Annotated in this window: 20 protein-coding genes; 7 read left to right on the top strand and 13 right to left on the bottom strand. The window is 66.6% G+C overall.

The window, feature by feature from the left end; genetic code table 11:
- Positions 1 to 68 precede the first annotated feature (68 nt).
- Genes A5788_RS01785 through hisD form a run of 5 tightly spaced genes read right to left on the bottom strand, consistent with a single transcriptional unit; the run spans position 69 to position 4,084 of the window.
- The gene (locus A5788_RS01785; RefSeq protein WP_049698197.1) at positions 69 to 335 is read right to left on the bottom strand and encodes a hypothetical protein; all 267 of its coding nucleotides are present in this window, start codon (positions 333 to 335) and stop codon (positions 69 to 71) included.
- Entirely contained in the window at positions 332 to 973 is a 642-nt protein-coding gene (gene hisH / locus A5788_RS01790) for an imidazole glycerol phosphate synthase subunit HisH (RefSeq protein ID WP_049698198.1), read from the bottom strand. The genes A5788_RS01785 and hisH overlap by 4 nt, the downstream gene beginning before the upstream one ends.
- The gene (gene hisB / locus A5788_RS01795; protein WP_005208453.1) at positions 970 to 1,593 is read right to left on the bottom strand and encodes an imidazoleglycerol-phosphate dehydratase HisB; all 624 of its coding nucleotides are present in this window, start codon (positions 1,591 to 1,593) and stop codon (positions 970 to 972) included. The genes hisH and hisB overlap by 4 nt, the downstream gene beginning before the upstream one ends.
- A complete protein-coding gene (locus A5788_RS01800; protein WP_049698199.1) occupies positions 1,590 to 2,750 on the bottom strand; it encodes a histidinol-phosphate transaminase in 1,161 nt (386 codons plus the stop codon). The genes hisB and A5788_RS01800 overlap by 4 nt, the downstream gene beginning before the upstream one ends.
- Complete coding sequence (hisD, locus tag A5788_RS01805) at positions 2,747 to 4,084, bottom strand: histidinol dehydrogenase (RefSeq protein WP_049698200.1); 1,338 nt, start codon at positions 4,082 to 4,084, stop codon at positions 2,747 to 2,749. Before hisD ends, A5788_RS01800 begins: the two co-directional genes overlap by 4 nt.
- Positions 4,085 to 4,325: 241 nt before the next feature.
- Here hisD and A5788_RS01810 point away from each other — a divergent pair, with 241 nt between their 5' ends.
- The 3 genes from A5788_RS01810 to A5788_RS01820 all read left to right on the top strand — a co-directional run bounded on the left by A5788_RS01810 (position 4,326) and on the right by A5788_RS01820 (position 9,110).
- A complete protein-coding gene (locus A5788_RS01810) occupies positions 4,326 to 6,269 on the top strand; it encodes an HNH endonuclease signature motif containing protein (protein WP_082943102.1) in 1,944 nt (647 codons plus the stop codon).
- Positions 6,270 to 6,565: 296 nt separating this feature from the next.
- Positions 6,566 to 7,063, top strand: coding sequence for a MarR family winged helix-turn-helix transcriptional regulator (locus A5788_RS01815; protein WP_049698562.1), 498 nt, complete (start codon positions 6,566 to 6,568; stop codon positions 7,061 to 7,063).
- 259 nt (positions 7,064 to 7,322) lie between these two features.
- Positions 7,323 to 9,110 (top strand): MDR family MFS transporter, encoded by a 1,788-nt coding sequence (locus tag A5788_RS01820; protein WP_197494590.1) that lies wholly within the window; start codon positions 7,323 to 7,325, stop codon positions 9,108 to 9,110.
- A gap of 163 nt (positions 9,111 to 9,273) precedes the next feature.
- On the opposite strand, the gene nadC is transcribed toward A5788_RS01820, so the two are convergent.
- Both nadC and nadA read right to left on the bottom strand, forming a co-directional pair.
- A complete protein-coding gene (nadC, locus tag A5788_RS01825; protein ID WP_049698563.1) occupies positions 9,274 to 10,170 on the bottom strand; it encodes a carboxylating nicotinate-nucleotide diphosphorylase in 897 nt (298 codons plus the stop codon).
- A 4-nt stretch (positions 10,171 to 10,174) separates the two neighbouring features.
- Entirely contained in the window at positions 10,175 to 11,233 is a 1,059-nt protein-coding gene (gene nadA, locus A5788_RS01830; RefSeq protein ID WP_049698564.1) for a quinolinate synthase NadA, read from the bottom strand.
- Between the two features lie 225 nt (positions 11,234 to 11,458).
- On the opposite strand from nadA, the gene A5788_RS01835 reads away from it, so the two are divergent.
- Both A5788_RS01835 and A5788_RS01840 read left to right on the top strand, forming a co-directional pair.
- The gene (locus A5788_RS01835) at positions 11,459 to 11,983 is read left to right on the top strand and encodes a response regulator transcription factor (RefSeq protein WP_049698202.1); all 525 of its coding nucleotides are present in this window, start codon (positions 11,459 to 11,461) and stop codon (positions 11,981 to 11,983) included.
- A gap of 97 nt (positions 11,984 to 12,080) precedes the next feature.
- Entirely contained in the window at positions 12,081 to 12,863 is a 783-nt protein-coding gene (locus A5788_RS01840; RefSeq protein ID WP_049698203.1) for an NUDIX hydrolase, read from the top strand.
- On the opposite strand, the gene A5788_RS01845 is transcribed toward A5788_RS01840, so the two are convergent.
- The 6 genes from A5788_RS01845 to A5788_RS01870 form a co-directional block, all read right to left on the bottom strand.
- Positions 12,847 to 13,467 (bottom strand): DUF2567 domain-containing protein, encoded by a 621-nt coding sequence (locus tag A5788_RS01845; RefSeq protein WP_231894305.1) that lies wholly within the window; start codon positions 13,465 to 13,467, stop codon positions 12,847 to 12,849. The two genes, A5788_RS01840 and A5788_RS01845, sit on opposite strands and share 17 nt — an antisense overlap.
- Positions 13,464 to 13,739, bottom strand: a complete 276-nt coding sequence (gene bsaP, locus A5788_RS01850) for a biotin synthase auxiliary protein BsaP (RefSeq protein ID WP_049698205.1) — start codon at positions 13,737 to 13,739, stop codon at positions 13,464 to 13,466. The genes A5788_RS01845 and bsaP overlap by 4 nt, the downstream gene beginning before the upstream one ends.
- A gap of 156 nt (positions 13,740 to 13,895) precedes the next feature.
- The gene (gene bioB, locus A5788_RS01855; protein WP_049698206.1) at positions 13,896 to 14,954 is read right to left on the bottom strand and encodes a biotin synthase BioB; all 1,059 of its coding nucleotides are present in this window, start codon (positions 14,952 to 14,954) and stop codon (positions 13,896 to 13,898) included.
- Positions 14,951 to 15,703 carry a dethiobiotin synthase gene (gene bioD, locus A5788_RS01860; RefSeq protein ID WP_049698207.1) on the bottom strand — a complete coding sequence of 251 codons (753 nt, stop codon included), beginning with the start codon at positions 15,701 to 15,703 and terminating at the stop codon, positions 14,951 to 14,953. The genes bioB and bioD overlap by 4 nt, the downstream gene beginning before the upstream one ends.
- Entirely contained in the window at positions 15,700 to 16,869 is a 1,170-nt protein-coding gene (locus tag A5788_RS01865) for an 8-amino-7-oxononanoate synthase (protein WP_049698565.1), read from the bottom strand. Before A5788_RS01865 ends, bioD begins: the two co-directional genes overlap by 4 nt.
- Positions 16,870 to 16,913: 44 nt before the next feature.
- Positions 16,914 to 18,215, bottom strand: coding sequence for an adenosylmethionine--8-amino-7-oxononanoate transaminase (locus tag A5788_RS01870; protein WP_049698208.1), 1,302 nt, complete (start codon positions 18,213 to 18,215; stop codon positions 16,914 to 16,916).
- Positions 18,216 to 18,349: 134 nt separating this feature from the next.
- Between A5788_RS01870 and A5788_RS01875 the strand changes: the two genes are divergently transcribed.
- Together A5788_RS01875 and A5788_RS01880 are read left to right on the top strand one after the other, a co-directional pair.
- A complete protein-coding gene (locus tag A5788_RS01875; RefSeq protein ID WP_049698209.1) occupies positions 18,350 to 18,913 on the top strand; it encodes a TetR family transcriptional regulator in 564 nt (187 codons plus the stop codon).
- 200 nt (positions 18,914 to 19,113) lie between these two features.
- Positions 19,114 to 21,315, top strand: coding sequence for an acyltransferase family protein (locus tag A5788_RS01880; RefSeq protein WP_049698210.1), 2,202 nt, complete (start codon positions 19,114 to 19,116; stop codon positions 21,313 to 21,315).
- Positions 21,316 to 21,451: the final 136 nt, after the last annotated feature.

Consider the following 21,451-nt stretch of genomic DNA (forward strand, 5'->3'; position numbering starts at 1 on the left):
GGTCTGTGTGTCTCGTACGGTCTGTTGTTCTCGGACTGGTCTTGCGGTGTTCGCGGCCGTGCGTCAGGTCAGGGGCTTGCGTTTCCCTCGTCGAGGGCGCGAACCTTGCGCTCGTAGTTACCGATGATCCGACGCGACATCCAGCCGATCGTCCCGATCATCGCGAGCACCACGAGCAGCGCAGCGACCAAGCCTGCGATCGGTGACCAGTGTGCCAGCGCCAGGATGATCGGAATGCCGATCACCAGCACGAGGACCCCGGAACCCAAGACGAGTGTCACGAACCGCCCGTAGGAGAAGTGCGGGCGCTCGGGCACACCGTCGGACCCGCTCATGCGATGCTCCCGACCCAGTTGCGCAGCAGTTCGGCGCCCGCGTCCCCCGACTTCTCCGGGTGGAACTGTGTGGCACTCAGTGCGCCGTTCTCGACCGCCGCAAGAAAGCGGCTGCCGTGCTCGGCCCACGTCAGGGCCGGTGCGGCGAGTGGCGATCCGACGTTGTCCATCTCCCACGTCTGCGCCGCGTACGAGTGCACGAAGTAGAAGCGGGTTGCCGGGTCGATTCCCTTGAACAGCGTCGAGTCGGTCGGGGCGTCGACGGTGTTCCACCCCATGTGCGGCAGCACGGGAGCGTCGAGCCGCGAGACCGTTCCCGGCCATTCGCCGCATCCGTCGGCCTCGACACCGAATTCGACGCCGCGCTCGAACAGGATCTGCATGCCGACACAGATGCCGAGCACCGGGCGTCCGCCGGCGAGGCGTCGGCCGATGATCCGGTCGCCGTGGACCGCGCGCAACCCGTCCATGCAGGCCGCGAACGCGCCGACACCCGGCACGACCAGCCCGTCGGCTTCAAGCGCAGCGGTGAAGTCGCTGGTCACGGTGACGTCGGCGCCGGTGCGCTCCAGTGCGCGCTGGGCTGAGCGCAGATTGCCCGAGCCGTAGTCGAGGACGACGATGTTCGTCGCACTCATAGAGCGCCCTTGGTGGATGGCACTCCACTGACTCTCGGATCGGCCTCGGTCGCCGCACGCAACGCGCGGGCGACCGCCTTGAATTCGGCCTCGGTGATGTGGTGCTGGTCGCGGCCGTAGAGCACGCGCACGTGCAGGGCGATACGCGCGTTGAGCGCGATGGACTCGAAGACGTGCCGGTTGATCACCGTGGAGTAGGGCACGCCGGGGTAGCCGCCGATCACCGCGGTCAACATGTGCTCGGGCTCGCCGGTGTGAACACAGTACGGTCGGCCCGACACGTCGACGACGGCGTGTGCGAGCGTCTCGTCCATCGGGATGTACGAGTCGCCGAAGCGGCGAATTCCCTTCTTGTCGCCGAGAGCCTGACCAAGTGCCTGACCGAGCACGATCGCGGTGTCTTCGATGGTGTGGTGTCCCTCGACCTCGACGTCGCCCTTCGCCTCGACGGTCAGATCGAAGCTGCCGTGTGCGCCGAAGGCGGTCAACATGTGGTCGAAGAACGGGATGCCCGTCGAGATCGCTGTGACGCCGGTGCCGTCGAGGTTGAGTTCGACGACGATCGACGACTCCTTGGTCGTCCGTTCGACGCGTGCGATACGCGGTGCCGGGGTGGTCACTGTGACTTCTCCAGATCTGTGGTGGCGAGCTTCCGGCTGACGTCGAGGAACGCGTCGTTCTCGTCAACCAATCCGATCGTGACACGGAGATGCGCGGGAATTCCTACGTCGCGGATCAACACGCCGTTGTCGAGGTAGCGCTGCCACGATGCCGGAGCGTCGGCGAAGCGTCCGAACAACACGAAGTTGGCGTCGGAATCGACAACGTCGAATCCCGCCTTCTCGAGCTCTGCGACGACGCGTTTGCGCTCGGCGATGATCTTCGCGACTCCGCCGAGCGTCTCGTCGGCGTGGCGCAGCGCCGCTCGCGCAGCGGCCTGCGTGAGCACGGACAGGTGATACGGCAGCCGCACCAGTTGCAGGGCGTCGACGATCGCGGGCGACGCCGCAAGGTAACCGAGCCGACCGCCTGCGAAGGCGAACGCCTTGCTCATCGTCCGGCTGACGACGACCTTCGTCGGGAACTCGTCGATCAACTCGACGGCGCTGCGCTGCTCGGAGAACTCCGCATACGCCTCGTCGACGATCACTATGCCCGGTGCGGCGTCGACGATCGCCCGCAACCCGTCATTCGAGATCGACGCGCCCGTCGGGTTGTTGGGAGAGGTCACGAACACGATGTCGGGGCGTCGCGCGGAGATCTCACCGACCGCATAGTCGATGTCGAGGGAGAAGTCGGCGCTGCGCTTGGCTTCGAGCCACGTGGTGTCGGTGCCGTCCGAGATGATCGGATGCATCGAGTAGCTGGGCACGAAGCCCAGCGCCGCACGGCCGAGCCCGCCGAACGCCTGCAGGAGTTGCTGCAGAATCTCGTTGGAACCGTTTGCCGCCCAGACGTTTTCGACGCCGAGGTGGGTTCCGGTGGCGGCGCTGAGGTAGGCGGCGAGGTCGCTACGCAGCGCGACAGCGTCACGGTCCGGGTAACGGTGCAGCTCGGCCGCAGCGGCGCCGACCGATTCAGCGACGTCGGCGATCAGCTCCGGAGACGGCGGGTGCGGGTTCTCGTTGGTGTTGAGAACGACAGGAACCTTCAATTGCGGTGCGCCATAAGCGCTTTTGCCGCGCAGGTTGTCGCGGAGCGGAAGATCGTCGACGGTGATCCGAGCTCCGGGAATCTGGACTCCGGGTACTTGAGCGCCTGTAGCTGCGGGCGTCACTTTGCTGCCTCGGCGACAGCCCCCGAGAACCTGCGGGTGATCGCATTGCCGTGTGCCGGAAGGTCTTCGGCCTGCGCCAAGGTGACCACCTGGGCGGAGACGTCGCGCAGCGCCGCCTCGTCGTAGTCGATGACGTGCACGCCACGCAGGAAGGTCTGTACCGAGAGACCCGACGCGAACCGAGCCGAACCCGACGTCGGCAGAACGTGATTCGATCCCGCGCAATAGTCTCCGAGGCTGACCGGCGCGAAGTCGCCGACGAAGATCGCGCCGGCGTTGTGCACGCGATCGGCGACCTGCGCGGCGTCGCGCGTCTGGATCTCGAGGTGCTCTGCCGCGTAGGCGTCGACCACGGCAAGACCGGCCTCGACGTCGTCGACGAGCACGACACCCGACTGCTTGCCGCTGAGCGCCGTGGTGACCCGTTCACGGTGTTTGGTCTCGGCGATCTGGCGGTCGAGTTCTGCGTCGACGGCGTCGGCCAGGGCGACGCTGTCGGTCACGAGCACCGACGCCGCGAGGACGTCGTGCTCGGCCTGGCTGATGAGGTCTGCGGCGACGAAGGCCGGGTTTGCCGAATCGTCGGCGAGGATGGCGATCTCGGTGGGACCGGCCTCGGCATCGATGCCGACGAGTCCGCGACACAGGCGCTTGGCTGCCGTGACGTAGATGTTGCCGGGACCGGTGATGAGGTCGACCGGGTCGAGGACCGCACCGTCGGTATCCGTACCGCCATAGGTAAGGAGCGCGACGCCTTGCGCGCCACCGACGGCCCAGACCTCGTCGACGCCGAGAAGAGCGCACGCGGCGAGGATGGTCGGGTGTGGCCAACCGCCGAAGTCCTTCTGCGGGGGCGACGCAACGACGAGCGACCCGACGCCCGCCTCCTGCGCGGGAACGACGTTCATGATGACCGACGACGGGTAGACAGCATTGCCGCCGGGTACGTACAGGCCAACACGCCTGACGGGAATCCACTTTTCGCTGACGGCTCCCCCGTCGACGACCTGTGTGCGCGACGTCGTACGACGCTGATCGGCATGGACGAGCCGAGCGCGAGTGATCGACTCACGCAGCGCATCAGCGACGGCCGGATCGAGTTTCGCCAGGGCATCCGCGATCACATCGGCGGGAACCCGAACACTCGACGGACGAACGCCGTCGAACTTCTCGCCGTACTCGAGTGCTGCCTCGACGCCGCGATCGGCGATCGCATGCACCACCGGCGTCACCGTATCCAGCACGGCGTTGACGTCGGTGCCCCCACGGGGCAACGCGCGACGCAGCTCAGCGAGCGTCGGCGAGCTACCGCGCAGGTCGGTTCGGGCGAGCATGGGTGTCTCCTGATCGGTCGGGTTGATGTGTCCAGGATATGTGGCGGCACCACCGGTTTCCGAATGCGGTCTGTCAGGACCAACGCGGCAGTAAGGCGCGGAGGCAGTCGCATAGTCATCCAGCCTCGGTGACCCGATCACGATCCGTCGAAAGTTTCTTCGATTATTCCTGGACGGTGTCGGTATTGTCGGGTAATGTAGAACACATATTCGACACGACGCGGGGCGGGGGTGGCGGCACGTGAACAGCAACAGCAATCGCAACAACAGCGAGAATGGCCGTGCACCTTTGGCTTTGGCGACTGCTGCGGTGGGATCGGCGGATGCGGTGGTGGCGGAAAAGCTGTCACGGCTTGCCGCGGTGCTGGATGAGTTGGCTGCCGTCGATGTGTCGCTGGTATCCGATGCCGCGCTGGTCGAAGCCACCGTTGAGGCAGAACGGTTGGCGTTGCGGACCGCGGGTGCGGTCACCGATCGCTTGATTGTGGAGGCCTCCGACCGCGACCTACCCCGCGCGTCGGGTTTCCGCGACATCCGCAATTTCATTGGGCAGGGTCTGCACATCGGTGACCCCGCCGCGCGGCATCGGGTGATCGCGGCGACCGGCTCGTTCACCACGATCTGCGGCGACCGACTACCACCCGCATGCCCAACGTTGGCCGGCTATGTGGCGGAGGGTCGGGTCGCGGGCGCGCACGTGCGGGCGGTGTTGGAGGTTTTGGAGGCGATCCCCGGTGAGGTGTCGGCCGAGACGAAAGCGGCGGCCGAAGCACAGATGGCCGGCTACGCGGTCCAATTCACCCCTGCCGAGATCACCAATTTGGGTTCACGATTGTTGGCGCACCTGGATCCGGATGGGACGCTGACCACCTCGAAGGACCGTAAACGTCGACGTCGCCTGTGGGTGAACCGGCAGAACGCTCAGTTGATGTCGCGGTTGACTGCCGATTTGGATCCGATCGCCCGCGCCCGGCTCGACACGGTGCTCGATGCGTGGGCTAAACCGGGCATGAACAACCCGGACGACCCGGAGTCGCCGGTCGGGCCGATCACCATGGCGAATGCTGAACAGGTCGCGGCCGCGGCGCTACGTGATGAACGCTCACCCGCGCAACGCAACCACGACGCGTTCTCCGCACTCCTGCAGCAAGTACTTGAATCAGGGATGCTCGGCAACACCCATCGCGGATTACCGATCCAGGTGATCGTCACCACCAGCCTGCAGGAACTCGAAGAGCAGGCAGGGATCGCACAGACCACGTCCGGAACACTGCTCCCGATCAGCGATGTGATCGAAATGGCCGCCTCCACCGGGGCGAGCCAGTATTTGGCGGTGTTCGGTGAGCACACCAGCATCCCGCTGTATTTGGGTCGGTCGAAGCGGATCGCGTCACTCGGACAACGACTCGCCTCCTTTGCTTCGGCGGGCGGGAAGATGTGTTCGGCACCCGGCTGCAACCAGCCCGCATCACGGGTGCAGATGCATCACGCCGCCAAAGACTGGGCCGACGGTGGGTTGACCGATATCGACCAACTCGTCCCGGCGTGCGATGTGCACAACCGGAGAGTCGGCACAAAACCCGGGCAGTTCACCACCCGCATGATCACCGAAGGCCCCGACACCGGACGTGTCGCGTGGCGGCTCAACGCCAAGCCGGGTATGCCGGAGAATCCGGAACGCATCAACCGCATCGCCGACGTCAAAGCCGACTTCCACGACTACCTCGCCGCCGAACACACCAGCAACCAAGCCGCAGCGGCGGCACGAGCAACCGGGACAAGCACAGACGCGACGGTCACCGAGATCGGCGCGCGAGCCTCCAGCAGAGTGGGCGCCGAGAACGTCACAGACACGGCCAGCGACCAGATGGTGGTCGCGGACGCAGTGGGCGCCTGGATGGTGTCGCCGTCCTCAGTGCCGGACCCGCCGAGCACGCAGGTGGCACGTCAGACGCTCACCGGCGTCGAACTCGCGCTGGCGGATAGAATGCCTTCCGCAGATCCTCGGCGCCTCGGCAGGCGGGTCGACATCCGATGGAACCTCCCCAGGCCACTCGAACTCGACCCCGACCCGCCCACAGACCCCAACCCATCAACGGGCCCGGCCCCACCAGGCGGCCCCAACCGGCTCGGCGGCGTCGACCCGCCAGACAGCCTCGGCCCACCGCTGGCCGACGCCGCCTGACCACCGCCATCCCGGGCGAACTGTCGAATCCGGTTGCGCCGCAACCCGTCTACACCCCGCCACCACACACGGTGGCGGGGCAGACGTGGTTGCCTGAGGGACAGCCCGAACGGAGTGTGCAGACGTGCAGCCCCGGCAGGCCACGGCGCCAGGTCGTGCACGGCTGCCCTCGCCAGGATCTTCCGCACCCTCGCCGGCGCCCCCGATACGCCAAGTCGAATCATGAATCATGTTCAACTGCGCGGTAACCTGTGGCGCATCATCCGACGAACCGCGACGGACAGGATTCACCGCAGATGGGCGACGCTCGCTCCGACCACCCAGTGGACGCCGACGACGTATCCGATGACCCGATTACCGACCTGGAGACAGGTTTCGCTGACCTGATGCGGCAGGGACGGATTCGACTGCGCACCCGTGCTCGTGCGGTTGACCCCCACCTCGACCCGTCGAACTATCCCCTGATCGCGATGCTCGCCAGCGCCGACGGATCTCTGCCGGTATCAACACTCGTCGCGCAGCTCGGACTCGAGAAGTCGACTGTGAGCAGACAGATCGATGCCCTCGTGCGCCTCGGCCTGGCCGAGCGACACGCCGACCCGCATGATGCGCGCGCTCGACTGGTCTCCTTGACTCCTACCGGCCGCGCACGCGTAGATCACGTAGCCGATGCGGCGGTCGCAGACTGGCGGGCACGGTTGTCCGAATGGGACCCCGAGGACATCCGGACACTCACCCGGCTGCTCAATCGTCTCCTTGTCGACGACGCGGAGTTCGAACCCGACCTGACCTGATCGGCGGCGTGCCCCGGCGCCGACATCGCGGCGCTGACATAACGGCGCAACGCCGCGTCGAGAAACTCCGCCGGAGCCGGGAATACTCAAGATAGTTGCGCGTTACAACTATCAATGGTTATAGTTGCTTCACTCAACTAGTTGGTTGCGTGACGTGTCTGCAGCCAGCAATCGGCCGGCCATTGTCGCCGCGCCCCCGACATCCCTCTCCCGCTCGGCAGACCGTGCGGGATCAGCCACCACCTCAGGAGGTTCTCCCATGTCTCTAACCGCCACGCGGGAGGTTGCTTCCGCAGCGGGCGCACCGATGACCCATCGACAAAAGCTCGAAGCACTCGTCGGTTTGCTCCTCGGGATGTTCGTCGCGTTTCTCTCGTCGACGATCGTGTCCAACGCGCTCCCCGTCATCATCACCGACCTGCATGGAACGCAGGGTCAGTACACCTGGGTCGTCACGGCGACTCTCCTCGCATCCACGGCGACCACACCCATCTGGGGCAAGCTTTCCGACCTGGTGAGCAAGAAGATCCTGGTCCAGGCGTCGTTGGCGTTGTTCACCCTCGGCTCGGTGCTCGCCGGACTCTCACAGTCGGTCGGCATGCTGATCGGTTTCCGTGTCATCCAGGGCCTCGGACTCGGTGGCCTGCAGGCGCTGGTCGTCATCGTGATCGCATCCATGTTCAGCCCACGCGAACGCGGCCGCTATCAGGGTCCGATCGCAGCCGTGATGTCGCTCGCGACGGTCGCCGGCCCGCTGATCGGTGGCGTGATCGTCGACACCAGCTGGCTCGGTTGGCGCTGGACGTTCTACGTCTGTGTTCCGCTCGCGGTGATCGCATTGCTGGTCATCCAGCGCACGCTGAATCTTCCGACGGTCCGCAAGGACGTTCGCATCGACTACCTCGGCGCGTTCCTGATCGCGGCAGGCGTGAGCACACTGCTCATCTGGGTCACCCTCGCCGGTGACAGCTTCGCTTGGCTCTCGGGAATGACGTTCGGACTCGTCGCACTCGGAATCGTCCTCATCGCAGGTGCATTGTTCGTCGAATCACGCGCCAAGGACCCGATCATCCCGCTGCGGTTGTTCCGTGACCGCACGACGACTCTCGCCACAATGGCGAGCGTTGCAGTGGGTGTCGCACTGTTCGGTGGTGCCGTGTTCCTCGGTCAGTACTTCCAGATCGCCCGCGGCTACTCCCCCACGGCGGCAGGTCTGCTCACCCTTCCGATGATCATCGGCTCGATGCTCGCCGCAACGGTCTCGGGCGCCCTGATCACACGGTTCGGTCGGTGGAAGCGCTTCCTCGTCACCGGTGCTGCCCTGATGACAGCAGGCTTCTTCCTCCTGTCGACCATCGACGCCCATACCGACATGGTCGTCATCGGAGCGTTCCTGTTCATTCTCGGACTCGGCATGGGAATGACCATGCAGAACCTCGTGATGGCTGTGCAGAACAACGTCGGACCCGATGACCTCGGTTCAGCGACGTCGACGGTGACGTTCTTCCGCTCGCTCGGAGGCGCGGCAGGCGTGTCGGTTCTCGGTGCGGTGCTGGCAACCCACGTCACCGACCTGATCACCAAGGGTCTGGTGGCAGCGGGTGTCAATCCCGCTCAGACCGGCGGGTCGGGTGCAGGGCTCTCGAACCTCAAGGATCTGCCGGGACCGATCGCCGAGATCGTCCGCGGTTCCTACGGTGACGCAATCGCGCGCGTCTTCTTCATCGCCGGTGTGATGGCCGCGATCAGCTTCGTCGCGATCGTGTTCATCAAGGAGGTCGCACTCAAGACGCAGAGCTTCGACGAACAGCGGATGGCCGCTGTTCGTGAGGAAGTCATCGACGTCACCCCCGCCGCGTCGTTCGACGTAGCTCCGGTCACCGTGGACAGCGGACGGACCAGCGACAGCCACGCTAGCGACTCGGACGTGGACGACATCGACGAGGAGTTCGCGAAACTCGTCGACGGTCCGGAAGCCACTGCGCGCTCAACGGCCGCCGTCGGCGAAACCGACGCTCAGCCCGGACGTCACGAGCGCACGGAGTAACCGTCGAAACGATGTACGCGCACTAGCGCGCACTGATTCCAGACACACTGGTTCCAGACACACTGTGGCCCACAGCCTTTTCGCTGTGGGCCACAGTGCATCTCAGAACCGTTGCACCTCAGAACTGGTGCATCTCAAAACCGTTGCCTGCACGCCGCAGCGCTCAGAGAGGAATGTCGAGTCCGAGGTCGAGCGCGGTTACCGAATGCGTCAGCGCGCCGACGGCGAGGTAGTCGACGCCCGTGCGGGCGTAGTCGGCGGCCTGGTCCAGACTCAACCCGCCGGAGGACTCGAGTTTTGTCTCCGGCGACCTGTTGTTGCGGCGGGAGACGGCCATCTGGGTTGCCCAGAGTTCGAAGTTGTCGAGCAACACGAGTTGGGGTGCGAGGTCGAGCACCTCGTCGAGTTGATCGAGCGAGTCCACCTCGACCTCGACCGGCAGGTCGGGTGCCGCCGCACGCACAGCGCGGAGCGCCGCGCTCACCGATCCCGCGGCGGCAACGTGATTGTCTTTGATCAGCGCGGCGTCACCGAGCCCCATGCGGTGATTGACGCCGCCACCTGCGCGCACCGCATACTTCTGCAGATAGCGCATGCCCGGCAACGTCTTTCGTGAGTCGCGAATCTTCGCCGACGTTCCGTCGACGGCGTCGACCCACTGAGCTGTCGCGGTGGCGATCCCGGAGAGATGGCACGCGAGGTTGAGTGCCGTGCGCTCCGCGGTCAGCAGAGCGGCGGTCGGCGCATGCACCGCCAACACCACGTCTCCCGGTGCGACTCTCGTTCCGTCGGCAACCGCAGCGGTCACCTCGTACGCACCGGCACCGACGACCTCGTCGAGGACGGCAAGTACGACGGGAAGCCCGGCGACCACGCCGAGCGCACGGCTGACGATCTGCGCGTCGACCGTCGCGCCGGCAGGCACCGTCGACGCGGTCGTGATGTCGGGGCCGTAGCGGAGATCCTCGTCGAGCGCCGTCCGAATCAACGCCCGCACCTCGTCGGTGATCGCCAGGTCGAGTTCTCCGGCTGCCTCGCGCTGGCCGATGAACGCGCTCATCGACTCATTCACCCGAACCCGGATTGCCGATCGCGATCATCCGCTCGACGCTCTTGCGTGCGCGCTCGGCGACATCGTCAGCGACGAACACCTCGTCCTTACCCTCACGCAACGCACGCAACAGCGCAGCCGGCGTGATCATCTTCATGTACGGGCACGACGCGCGATCGTTGACCGCCTGGAAGTCGATACCTGGCGCGGCCTTACGTAGCTGGTGCAGCATGCCGATCTCCGTGGCGACGAGAACCTGCTTGGCACCGGTCTGCCGAGCAGCGTCGATCATTCCGCCGGTGGAAAGGATCTTCACGCGGTTGTCGGGCACCGCTCCCTCGCCCGCCAGATAGAGCGCCGACGTCGCGCACCCGCACTCGGGGTGGATGAAGAGGTCGGCGTCGGGGTGCGAGTTGGCCTTGGCGGTCAGCTCGTCACCGTTGATACCGGCGTGGACGTGGCATTCGCCGGCCCAGATGTGAATGTTGTCGCGGCCGGTCTCCCGCTTGACGTGCGCGCCGAGGAACTGGTCGGGCAGGAAGAGGACGTCGCGATCGGGATCGATCGACGCCACCACATCCACCGCGTTCGACGACGTACAGCAGATGTCGGTGAGGCCCTTCACCTCGGCGGTCGTGTTGACGTACGAGACCACGACAGCATCGGGGTACTCGACCTTCCACGCCCGCAGATCGTCGGCGGTGATCGAGTCGGCGAGCGAACATCCCGCCCTGGCGTCGGGGATCAGGACGCGCTTGTCGGGGCTGAGGATCTTCGCGGTCTCGGCCATGAAGTGGACGCCGCAGAACACGATTTCGTCGGAGTCGACCTCCGCCGCGATCCGGGAGAGCGCGAGCGAGTCGCCGACGTGATCTGCAACATCTTGAATCGCCGGTAACTCATAGTTGTGCGCGAGTATGGTCGCATTGCGCGCACGTGCTAGTCGACGAACCTCTTCTGCCCACGCCGCGGTCGGTTCCACTCCGGTGAATCCTGTGGGACCGTCTGTCCACACCGCGTCAATCAGACCAGGTTCGGTGACTGCTACCGAACGGTCGCTGGTGATACTCATGGGTCGCTCCTTCAGCCTGCGACCGGAGAACGCGGTTCGTGCTCCGAGACAGGTTTTCGACTGTCGGTCGAAAACACCTAGATCGTAGCACCATGCCCGGTGGGTACCGTCGGTCTCCAATTCGAGTAGCGCACTACGCGTTTCTGTGGTCGCCTGCGGCAATAGCGTCGAAGAGGTCAGCGACAACACCGCCACTGCTCGACAAGAATCACAGGAGATACCCCGATGACCTCCACGATTGGCCCCCGCGCCGGCCAAGGCACCCCTCCCACAACCCCCACCCCGATGGCCATCGCGCCCTCGATCCCCACGCGCAGATCATCGTTCTCCACTCCACTCGAAGCGGTCCGACGTCGCCAGGAAGCACTCGAAAGGCTGGCCGCGCGTCGAATCGTGACTCCGCCGCCCATGGCACCTTCGACCGCTGGACGCTCAGCCGACGTCGCCCATCTACGCCCTGTGGTGTCGGCCTCGGTGAGCCCCGGCGGGCAGTCCATCCCTCACGACGCCGAATTGAGCCACCCGCGCGTACCCCTGACCACTCGGGAGATCGAGGTGCTTCGGACGTGGCTCCTCACCGACTCCAAGTCAGTGGCGGCGTCGCGGTTGATGATCTCGGTGGGCACCGTCAACACGCACCTGGCACGCATTAGGACGAAGTACGCAGACGCCGGACGTCCGGCACGCACCAAGGCGTCGCTGGTTGCTCGCGCGATCCAGGATGGCCTGATCAGCCTCGACGAACTCTGAGAGGAGCGCGTCGCGGGTTCGTGCGTCGACCGCCTCGCGGGTTTCTGCGCGGAGCGCCTCGCGGTTGCCTCGCGGAGCGAGCCCTAGAATCGACCGCATGCCTGCGCCGATTCCCGCCAGTTCCGATGGCGCCGCCTCCCCGGAATCGGTCGCACAGGAAGCCGTCACACACGACGCGGGGCGCCCGACGTCCGAGTCGGCGGGAACTGCGGGCGTCGAGGTCCTGAGCGCGGTTTTCCAGGTACGACGCCCGACGCCGGACGTCGAACCGCAACTGTGCGTACTTCTGTGGCGGCAGCACGACGATGAGCCGTTCGCGCTTCCGGGTGGCGAGGTCGCGGCAGACGAGAGCCTGTCGGAAACCGCCCGGCGTCAGCTCGCCGACACGATGGATATCCGCAAGGTCGCCCACCTCGAACAGCTTTCGGTGTTCTCGGCACCTCATCGCACACCGGGTCGGCGGACGATCGCCTCGACGTACCTCGGCCTGGTTCCCACGGATGCGCCTGCACGCCTGCCCGACACCGCGGCATGGGAGCCGGTGGATTCCCTTGGCGTCCTGGCTCACGACCACGCCGACATCATCGCCGCGGCGCGTCGACGTCTCGCCGGGAAACTCTCATACACGAATATCGCGTTCGCGTTGGCGCCGTCTCGGTTCCCGATGTCGGAGCTGTCCGAAATCTATTGTGCCGCACTGGGTTACCCCGTCGACACGACCAACCTGCTGCGAATCCTCAGCCGGCGCGGCGTTGTCGTGGCCACCGGGACCGTCGGAAAAACGGGCCGTTCGGGTGGGCGCCCGCCCGCGCTCTACGCCTTCGCCGACAACGAGTTACGCGTCACCGACGAGTTCGCGACGCTCAAACCCCCACCGTGAGCGACTGATCTGCGTCGTCGGCGACGCCGTCGCCCACACCGAGGTCGGCGTCGCTGGTGGCGAGCGCACACACCAGATAGACGAGACTGACCGTCAACGGTGCACAGATGAGGAGAATCCACGGCGCCGAGAACCCGTTGCGCGTGGCGCCGTCGAGCACGAGGTCGGGAACCACACGGCAGGTCTGCCCCATCCCGACGTCGTGCGGGTCCGGGAAGTGCAGATGCGCGACCCAGGTGCCGATAGATCCCGCGATCACAGTGCCGATCACTGCGGTCACGAACGTCACGCCATAACCGACGAGGCCTCGCCAATACCGCGCGGCGAACCATGCGAGCGCCGCCGCGACCGCACCGTAGGCGAGCATCCAGAACGCGAAAACCGCGACACCGGCGAATTCCTCACCAAGCTGTTCCGACGGCACGGCTGCGCCCTGTGCAGTCACAGTCCCGGTCATCGCCGGGGTCGTGACCGCCCACGCCACACCGAACACGGCGCCGAGCAGCAGCACGACAGCGCCGACGACGACCAGCGGTGCAGGCGAGTGCTTGCGCCGAACCGACACCGGGTTGCCGGGCGTGCCCGGATAGACCTGGGCCATCATCGTCGACCGAGTTGCGACGAATCGACGACACCGTGGCGCGAACAACGTGCATCCCACCCGTCGGGACGCACCTGCACCACCATCCGCCTGCCGCACTGACCACAGAACCGAGGCGGCTCCAATCCGAGGCGCGCTGCCTGCGGCACCGCGTCGGCCGCCTGCAGGTCGAGTTCGATGCCGGTGTACACGCCGTACCGGCACGGCTCGTCGAGCGGACCGGGGATGTCGACGGGGCTTTTGGCACCCGGATCGACGGTGGGCGTCGGAGTCATCGGCGTCCTCTCAGCTCAAAGGTCATCGAATTCGAGTATGCACGCCGAGGCAAAACGGCCCGCTCGCACGCTCCCGGCGCCGAGCTGAAACGGCCCGCTCGCACGCTCCCGGCGCCGAGCTGAAGCGGCCCGCTCGCACGCTCCCGGCGCCGGGCCTCAGATGCTGTCGTTAAGAGCCTTGATCGGCATCGAGAGGTCGTCGAGGAGGTCGAGGTCGTCCTCAGCGGGCCTGCCGAGCGTGGTCAGGTAGTTGCCGACGATGACCGCGTTGATGCCGCCCAGGATGCCCTGCTTGGCGCCGAGGTCGCCCAGCGTGATCTCGCGGCCACCTGCGAAGCGCAGGATCGTGCGCGGAAGAGCGAGGCGGAACGCCGCCACAGCCTTGAGCGCCTCGGCGGCCGGCAGCACGTCGAGGTCACCGAACGGCGTCCCCGGGCGCGGATTGAGGAAGTTGAGCGGAACCTCGTCGGGTTCGAGGGCGGCCAGGTCAGCCGCGAACTCGGCGCGCTGTTCAAGACTCTCCCCCATTCCGAGAATGCCGCCACAGCACACCTCCATGCCCGCGTCGCGAACCATGCGCAGCGTGTCCCAGCGCTCCTCCCACGTGTGGGTGGTGACCACGTTCGGGAAATGACTGCGGGCCGTCTCGAGGTTGTGGTTGTAGCGGTGAACACCCATGTCCCGCAACTGATCCACCTGCTCCTGCGTCAGCATGCCGAGGCTGCAGGCGATCTGAATGTCGACCTCATTGCGAATGGCTTCGATTCCCGCGGCCACCTGCGACAGCAGTCGCTTGTCCGGTCCGCGCACGGCCGCGACGATGCAGAACTCCGTGGCGCCGGTCTTCGCAGTCTGCTTTGCGGCCTCGACCAACGACGGGATGTCGATCCACGCGCTGCGCACCGGCGATGCGAAAAGCCCTGACTGCGAACAGAAATGGCAGTCCTCCGGGCAGCCGCCGGTCTTGAGCGAAATGATGCCCTCGACCTCGACCTCCGGTCCGCACCACCTCATCCGGACGTCGTGGGCGACCTGCAGCAGTTCGGTGACGCGCTCGTCGGGAAGCCGCAGCACCTCGAGCACCTGGTCGCGGTCGAGTGGCTCGCCGCGTTCGAGGACCTGAGCGCGCGCGACGTCGAGGATGTCGGTCGACGACGCGCCCGACGCCTGCACGGTCGCGGCGTCGAGCGTCGGATCTACGGGTGCCTGTGTCATGCGTGAACTCCTTCGATGGGCTGAACGGCCGCGATGTTGTCGGGCGCGGAACGGGAACTGAGGTCTGCGACGAAGTCGGGATCGAACCAGGTGGGCGCCGCGGCCCGGAACTGATCGGGCTCAAGCTCCCCGACACCCTCGGGTATCACGCCGACGACGGGTACCCCAGTCAGCCGGGGCAGGTCGACGCGATTGCATCGCATGGCGAGGTCTGGATCGCGCGGCCACGAGCCGATCACAAGGCCTGCGGGACGAATTCCCCTCGCCCGCAATGCTTCGACGGTCAGCTCGGCATGATTGAGCGCGCCCAGGCCGGCCTGGACGACGACGACTGCTTCGGCTCCTACCGCGTCCGCGACGTCGAGCGCGGTGAGGTCGGGTGCGAGGCGCACCAGTACCCCGCCGGCTCCCTCGACGAGGGTCAACCGATGAGTCGAAACAAGATCGGTGACCGCCCCGACGACGGTCCAGAGATCCAGTGGGGCAAGACCTGCGCGCATCGCCGCGGTCTCCGGCGCCAGCGGCTCGGGGTAGCGCGCACACTCGACCACATCGACGACACCCGCGAGGTGGGCAACGGTCGCGAGGTCACCCGGCTCCCCTGGCTCGACGCCGGTCTGCGCGGGTTTACACACCGCGACGCCACTCGCCGACTCTCCCGCAACGCACGCGAGCGCAGCGGTGACGATCGTCTTACCGACGTCGGTCGAGGTACCGGTGATCAAGAGGGCACGTCCCGGGCGGGTCACCGTTCACCCCCGCCTTCGGCCAGCGCCCCGCCGATGACCTCGGCGGCGCGGTCGACGGTCGCGTCGTCGAGATCGGCTCTGACGGTCAGTCGCAGTCTCGACGTCCCCGGCGGGACCGACGGCGGTCGGAAACACCCGACCAACACTCCGCTGTCCCGACACCGTGCTGCGGCGTCGACCGCGGGCTGCGGGTCGCCGACGATGCGCGAGATCACCGCGGCGGCCGGGACCGGCGCACCGAGGCTGCGCGCCATTCGTGTCGCGTTGTGCCGCAATCGGTCTGGTAGCTCGGGCTGTGCACGCAGGACACCGAGCGCCGCACGCGCCGCACCGACCGCTGCCGGGTTGAGTCCGGTGTCGAAGATGAAGGTGCGCGCGACGTCGATGAGGTGCTCACGGACAGCAGAAGTCGCGAGCACCACGCCCCCCTGCGCGCCGAGCGACTTGGAGCACACGGTCGTGACGACGAGGTCGCGCGCGCCGGAGAGTCCTACTTCCGCGATCAGTCCCCGACCCCCCGGCCCGCGCACTCCGAGCGCGTGCGCTTCGTCGACAAGGAGCGCCGCCGAGTGCTCGCGCGCAACGCGATAGAGCTGCGCGACCGGCGCAGGCTCGCCGTCGACCGAGTAGACGGAATCGGTGACGACCAGTGCCCGCTCCTCGGGGCGATCGCGTAGCGCCGCTGCGACGGCGGCGACATCGCCACGGTCGACGACGACGACTCGCGCACGCGACAGTCGGCATCCGTCGATGAGTGACGCGTGGGTTCCGGTGTCGGACACGATGAGGTCGCCGCGGCCGACGAGCGCGGTGATGGCTCCGACGTTGGCGAGGTAGCCGGACGAAAAGCACAGTGCCGCATCAAAACCCATGAAGTCGGCGATGTCGTCCTCGAAGTCGACGTGCAACCGCGTGGTTCCCGCGACGAGGCGCGACGCCGTAGCCCCCGCCCCGAACTCATCCAGCGCGGCATGCGCACCTGCGAGCACTGCGGGGTGCGTCGAGAGTCCGAGGTAGTCGTTGGACGCCAGGTTGAGCATCGACGCTCCGGCCTCACGAACGAATGGGACACGGTGCAGCCCAGCCGAATCGCGCGCCGCGGCGGCGTCGGTGAGCCAGTCGAGCGCCGACGCGTCGTCGACCGTCGTGCCGGCCGCCCGCAGCATGTCGACCTCGCCGAACTCGGAGCCCAGTGTGGCGTGATCCGGTGTCATCGGGCACCTCCCGCGCCGACCAACTGTGCACACGACGCCGTTGTGGCCGCGGCGATTCCGGAGCAGATCGTCTCGACGTCGGAGTCGGTGCAGACGAACGGCGGCATCGTGTAGATCAGGTTGCGGAAGGGCCGCAACCAGACTCCGGCGTCGACGGCGGCATCCGTGGCCGCGGCGATGTCGACCTCGTCGTCGAGTTCGACGACGCCGATGGCCCCGAACGTGCGGACATCACGAACCCCGGCCACGTCGGTCAGTGGCGCGAGTCCTCGCGCGAGCAGGTCGGAGATGTCGGCGACGCGGCGTCGCCACGGACCGTCGAGCAGCAGTTCGGTGGAGGCGACCGCGACCGCACAGGCGAGCGGATTGGCCATGAACGTGGGACCGTGCGCCAATCCACCGGCCTCACCCGCACTGATCGTCTCGGCGATCGCTGTGGTGCACAGCGTCGCGGCCAACGTCAGGTAGCCGCCGGTCAGCGCCTTGCCGACACACATGATGTCGGGCGAGACGCGCGCGTGGTCGGCGGCGAACAGCTCGCCGGTGCGCCCGAATCCGGTGGCGATCTCGTCGAAGATCAAGAGCAGGTCGTGCTCATCGCAGATTCGACGCAGCTCGCCGAGATAGGCGGGGTCGTGGAAGCGCATACCGCCTGCGCCCTGCACAACGGGTTCGACGATGATCGCGGCGAGTTCGTCGCGGTGTGCAACGACAGCGGCCTCTATGGAGTCGACATAGTCGGCATCGAACTCCGCGGGCGGGGCAGGCACGAACACCTGGTCGGCCAGAATTCGACGCCACATCGCGTGCATCCCGCCCTCGGGATCGCAGACGCTCATCGGGGTGAAGGTGTCGCCGTGGTACCCACCGCGCCAGGTCAGCAGTCGCGTGCGTTCCGGCTTGCCACGGCTGCGCCAATACTGCAGCGCCATCTTCACCGCGACCTCGACCGACACCGAACCCGAATCGCAGAAGAACACCTTCTGCAGGGGTCCTGGTGTGATGTCGACGAGCAACTGCGCGAGCCGCGCGGCGGGCTCGTGGGTCAATCCGCCGAACATCACGTGGCTCATCGACTCCAGTTGATCGCGCGCCGCGGCGTCGAGGACCGGGTGGCGATAACCGTGGATGGCGGCCCACCACGAGCTCATTCCGTCGATGACCGCACCGCCGTCGGCGAGTGTGAGTCGCACACCGTCGGCGCCGCGGACGACACGCGGTTGCGTCGGAGACGGCATGGCGCCGTAGGGATGCCAGATGTGTGCTGCGTCGACGCGGCTGATGTCGGCTGCATCCATGTGGTGCGTCCCTCCTCGCCGGCTTAGAGTGGTCCTGGACACCGTTCAGGTCCGAACTCCTGGACACTGTACAGGCTCCTCCTGAACGGTGTACAGGTTGCGTCACGGCCGGACGGCCTGGATACCCTGACGCGGTGAGCAACAACCGCGCCGACGTCCTGCGCGCCGCGCGCGGCATCCTGACCGACTACAGCCTCGCCGACCTCTCGATGCGCAGGCTGGCAACTGAAGTCGGTGTCCGCCCCAACGCGTTGTACTGGCACTTTCCCAACAAGCAGTCGCTGCTGGCCGCGCTGGCCGACGACATCCTCGGCGACATCGACCCGTCGGACCCCGATCAGCCGTGGGACGCCAGACTCGCCGACATCGCGATCGGGATGCGGACGGCGCTGCTCGCTGTTCCCGACAGCGCGGAGGTGGTCTCGTCGGCGTGGGCCAGCGGACTCGCGACGAGAACGGTGTCCGACGACCTGACCGACGTCGCGCTCTCCGGGGGACTGAGCCCGCGCGACGCACATGGAGTCGCCACCGCGATATGCCAGCTCATCATCGGGCTGACGATCGAGGAACAGACGCGGGCCCAGATGGAACGGCTCGGGGTCACCGGCCCGTCGGGTCGCGACTTCGCAGCAGAATTCGACGACGCGCTCGGCGTACTACTCGACGGCGCTCGACACCGGGCGCGCGCCACTCACTGACCCGACGTCGTCGCGACACCCCTCTGCGTCGTCGCGACACCCCTCTGCTCAGTGTGTCGGACCCGCTGGAATGGGTTTTTCACAGTTGCGGCGGGTAGCCTCCTACGCGGAGTACGGCGGTTGTCGTCCACCGCGCGTGTGTGTGGATAGGTCGCCACCGACTCGTCCCAGCCCCCGACACGGAAGCAAGCACGACTGACGTGGCAGCCCCAACCCAAGTGGTGACGACCCCTAACCGGAACGAGCCCGTCCCACCGCTCCCCGCGTATCGCACCGATCTCGACGGCCTCCGCGGGATCGCGATCATGCTGGTTGCCTGCTTCCACATCTGGTTCGGCAGGGTGTCCGGCGGCGTCGATGTCTTCCTCGCACTGTCGGGTTACTTCTTCATCGGATCGCTGCTGCGTCACGCGATCAACAGCCAGACGTCGCACGTCACGTTCATCGAGGCGCTCAACCCGTGGCCGCGCCTCAAACGACTGCTGCGCCGACTCCTCCCGGCGCTGTTCACGGTCCTCATCGCGGTCGCGATCCTGACCGTCGTCATCCTTCCGCAGACCCGCTGGCTCAACATCGGGCGCGAGCTGCGTGCGTCGGCGCTGTACTACCAGAACTGGTATCTGGCGCTGAACTCGCAGGACTACCTCGCGGCGAGTTCCGCGAACAGTCCGCTGCAGCACATCTGGTCGATGTCGGTGCAGGGGCAGTTCTTCGTCGGCATGCTGTTCGCCGCGGTCATCGCGGCCGGAACGATCAAGCTGCTGTCGGCGATCATCCGACCGATCGCTGAGCCGAAGACGATCCGTCTTCTCGTCGGCCTCGCACTGTTGGCGGTCGCCGCTGTCTCGTTCTACTGGGCGCACATGCGGATGGGCGTCAATCAACAGTGGAACTACTACGACACCCTCTCGCGCCTGTGGGAGCCACTCGCCGGCGGTCTGCTCGCCATCTGGTTGCCGCGCTGGCACGTTCCCCGTTGGATCCGCAACGGTGCGGCGATCATCGCTCTCGGCCTGATCATCACCTGTGGGTGGTGGATCGACGGCGTCGACTCGTACCCGGGTCCGTGGGCACTGGTGCCCGTCGGTTCGACGCTCGTCATCATCTGGGCGGGAGCCACCGCACTCGAGCGTCCTCGGTCGAGGCATGAAGCGATCGATCAGTCGCAACCGGCGGTCAACCGTGCGCTGTCCAGCCGGGTACCGGTATGGCTCGGCACCATCGCGTACTCGCTGTACCTCTGGCATTGGCCACTGCTGATCTTCTATCTGACCTGGCGCGGCAAAGACCACGCCAACGTCATCGAGGGCATCGGGCTCCTCGCCGTGTCCATCGGTCTGGCCTGGCTGACCAAGCGCTACGTCGAGGATCCGCTGCGGGGCGGCGACCGCGCGAAGCTGGCCCGCGGCGACCGACAGGGACGTTCGCGTTGGCTCAGCTACACGTCGGTGGTGACGACCGTGCTGGTCGTCTTGTCGATCGGCGTCGCGGTCGGGGTCAATGCATGGGACCGGCACGTCGCGAACACCGTCGTCAACACAGCGAATCTCGACCCGCACTCCTACCCCGGCGCCCGCGCTCTGCTCAACGGCTGGCCGGTGCCCGCGCTCGATCCCCAACCGACACCGCTGGCAGTGCTCGGCGACTTCCCGGAGACCTCGACGCAGGGCTTCATGAGTTCGTTCGAGGACCCGGAGATCCACGTCGGCGTCTACGGCGACCCGACCGCGACGAGGACGATTGCCCTCGCGGGTGGCTCGCACGCCGAGTTCTGGATCACCGCGCTCGACGAGCTGGGCAAGCGCAACCACTTCAAGGTCACGACATACCTGAAGATGGGGTGCCCGCTGTCCACCGAGCTGGTGCCCAAGCAGCGGGGTGTGCCGTATCCGCAATGCCACGACTGGGTGCAGCGCGTGATGGCGAAGGTGATCGCCGACAAACCCGACGCGGTGTTCACCAACTCGACCCGTCCACGCGACTACAAGCCGGGCGACTGGATGCCCGACGACTACAAGCCGATCTTCACGCAGTTCATGGATGCGGGCATCCCCGTTCTCGGCATGCGCGACACACCGTGGCCAATGGGGCCGACGGGCGCCCTCGACACCCCGACGTGCCTGTCCGACGGCGGAACCGCATCCGAATGCGGCTCCGATCGGGCGCGGGTGCTCTCCCCGACCGATCCCGCAGCGCCGTTCGCCGACGGCAAGCCACTGTTCCATCCGCTCGACGTGTCGAACGGCATCTGCACCCCGACGGAATGCCCGGCAGTCGTGGGAAACATCATCGTCTACAAGGATTGGCATCATCTGAGCGCGACGTACGTGCGCAGTCTGACCGACGAGCTCGAACGCCAGATGACACAGGCCCTGCCCTGGACCGGTCCCAACCACCGCTGACGCGCCAGCCGCCGTCGGCTCAGCGACCTCCTCGCGGAGTACGCCGATGCAGACCGACCGTGGGGGTGTCGTCTAACGCACACGAGTGCGGCTTTTCCCCGAGATGAAGACGGCGCCTATCGCGACTAGGGTCATG

It is taken from the genome of Gordonia sp. 852002-50816_SCH5313054-c (genome assembly GCF_001665925.1).
Classification (GTDB): Bacteria; Actinomycetota; Actinomycetes; order Mycobacteriales; family Mycobacteriaceae; genus Gordonia; species Gordonia jacobaea.